This is a genomic window from Blautia sp. HCP3S3_H10_2 (assembly GCF_052122375.1).
Taxonomy (GTDB): domain Bacteria; phylum Bacillota; class Clostridia; order Lachnospirales; family Lachnospiraceae; genus Blautia_A.
The window spans coordinates 1-2,521 of sequence record NZ_JBQKCL010000038.1 but is presented as its reverse complement, the minus strand read 5'-3'; the positions used below and the strand labels follow the sequence as shown (position 1 = coordinate 2,521).

Annotated in this window: 2 protein-coding genes; both read right to left on the bottom strand. The window is 41.5% G+C overall.

What is annotated here, in order from left to right:
- Positions 1-267: 267 nt before the first annotated feature.
- Positions 268-1,419 (bottom strand): IS91 family transposase, encoded by a 1,152-nt coding sequence (locus ACTQWB_RS18600; RefSeq protein WP_441502908.1) that lies wholly within the window; start codon positions 1,417-1,419, stop codon positions 268-270.
- A complete protein-coding gene (locus ACTQWB_RS18595) occupies positions 1,419-2,261 on the bottom strand; it encodes a tyrosine-type recombinase/integrase (RefSeq protein WP_441502909.1) in 843 nt (280 codons plus the stop codon). The genes ACTQWB_RS18600 and ACTQWB_RS18595 overlap by 1 nt, the downstream gene beginning before the upstream one ends.
- Positions 2,262-2,521 lie beyond the last annotated feature (260 nt).

Here is a 2,521-nt window from a genome sequence, read left to right as displayed (position 1 = left end):
GAAAATTGATTAGAAACCAATCGAAGTTGGTGTAAACGATAAAGCAGCTTACAATATTTGATAAACTGCCCTATCGTTTACATCAATTTCGATTTTTCTATAGTGAACAAAGTCGCGTCACCGGAGCCGATATGTATGGACTTTCAATCTTTACACTTTACTATAAGATAAAGGTTGTGCCATTGTGGCAGATGGCTCGTTTCTGAATCTAAGCACGACAAATAGACCTCATTTCTGAGGCTTTTCAAAAAATATGAATATCAAGCTTTAAATACGTAGTGGTATCCGCTGTTGTGGTTTTCCAAGGTGTCCGCCACAGCATTTACAGACAGTAACCTTAATACCGTAGAGGGTTTCGAGCATCTGTGGAGTATCCAGGTCTTTCAGCCGGGAAAGATACTGTTTGCAGCCAAGGAGATTCCGACATAATGTCAGATGTTTGGTTTTGGTTCTGGTACATAGTAACCCATAATGCCTGATTCTGACAAAGCGTTTAGGAGGCACATGCATAAGAAACCGGCGAATAAATTCAACACCGGAAATGGTAAATTCCTTCCATTTGCCTTCTTCTCGGTAGTCTTTGACATAGTAAGTAACTGTATCTTCATCCATGCGGATGATACGATGGTTGCTGATGGCAATACGGTGGGTGTATTTCCCAAGGTAGTTAATAACGGACTGTGCACCGTTGAAGGTTTTCTTGCAGTGGGGAACCCAATCCTTTTCATAGCAAGTATTTAGGAGTCCCTTGAAAGCATAATGGTTACGATACTTTTCACTGCTTCCGTGAAACTGAAGCTTTCTCTCTTCCCAGAGGTTTTTCAGTTCATCCAGATATTTGCCACGGAACAGCTTTGAAAGTACCTTTACAGGAAGAAAGAATTCTTCGCCCTTATCACGCCATTGATTTTCGGCTGTCAGACCGCCGCCAAGAAGAATGACATGGATGTGAGGATGGAAATTCATTTCAGAACCCCAGGTATGTAACACACAAATATATCCAACCTTTGCACCAAGATGTTTTGTGTCGGAAGTCAGTTCTTCAATAGTTGCTGAAACGCAGTGATACATGGCGTCATAGAGAAACTGCTGGTTACTGTAGATTAAAGGATTCAACTCCTGTGGTACAGTAAACACAACGTGAAAGTAAGGAGCTTCCAGCACATCCTCACGTCGCTTGTCCATCCACTTTTCCTTAGGCAAAGCCTGACACATGGGACAGCATCTGTTTCGGCAGGAATTATAATGGATTTGCAAGTGGCCACAGTCCTCACACATGCTTACATTGGCACCATAAGCACCGGTCTTGCAGTTAATGATGCAGTTTGCAACTTTGGATTGCTGTGGTGAAGGTGTATGTTTATCAAGATATCGCGGATAAAACCGTAGAAATATATCCTGTACAGTCGGATGCTCCATTATGAATCCTCCTGTACATCAAAAGGGCTTTTAATGCCAAGCAAAGTTTTGTTGCTGACATGAAGATAAATCTCGGTAGACTTAGGATCCAAGTGTCCTAATAATGCCTGAATATATTTAATATCACATCCTGCTTCAAGAAGATGACTTGCGAAGCTGTGCCTGAATGCGTGGGAAGTGACATGCTTAGCAAGTCCGACCTGTTCAGAGCTTCTTCTTAACACCTGATTTACCGCAGAGATATCCAGATATTCTCCGGTTGCCTGGCTTGGGAACAAAATATTTTTGGGTTTTCCACACTGAAACCAGTACTCTGTCAGAATGTCAAGTGTACGGTCAGCAAGAATGGTATAACGGTCCATTCTGTTTTTGGTGTTGCGGATATGGATGGAATGATTTTTGCGGGAAATATCTTCGTAATGTAAATGGGTTGCTTCAGATACACGAAGACCGCCCGAATACATAACAGCAAAGATAGCCTTGTATTTCAGGTTTTTAGTAGTATCAAGGATGGCTTCGATTTCTTCTTTAGCAAGAACCGTAGGCAGGGAACGGTCACGTTTCATTCTGGGAATTTCATCTTCGTCCCAGTTGAGCTTGAGCACCCGCTTGTACATAAAGCGCAATGCCCCGTAGTAGTGATTGTAGGTTTCGGGCATAATACCGGCAAGTCTTTTAGTAGTAAGATAATCATCAACATCAGCGATAGTAAGTTCCTGCCAGGGTTTACCGGTAGCATTCAGAAACGGACTAAGGGCGTGACAATACGCATTGGCTGTGGATTCCTTTAGATTCCTCTTTCGTGCAGCAATAGTTACTAATTCAAAAATATCTTCGTACATAAATAACCTCCATGAAATAAAAGTAGTAATAACAACAGTAACTACCTGTCATGGAGGAGCATTTGCAAAATAAAACTGCTTGTGAAAGCAGCTTTGTAATGGTATTATTTTCATAGGCAGTGGAGCTTTCTTTAGTATTTCGTTTTGTGTGGTAACTTAACAATAAATACATTTTAAAGAAGAATCAACTGCCTTTTTAATAAAAAAACAGTAAAACTGCGCCACAGCCTTGGCAGGCCATCGCGCAGCGATTTTGTTCA

Coding starts and splice junctions, on each gene's coding strand:
- ACTQWB_RS18600 (WP_441502908.1), bottom strand. CDS start 1,419: ATGGAGCATCCGACTGTACAGGATATATTTCTACGGTTTTATCCGCGA.
- ACTQWB_RS18595 (WP_441502909.1), bottom strand. CDS start 2,261: ATGTACGAAGATATTTTTGAATTAGTAACTATTGCTGCACGAAAGAGG.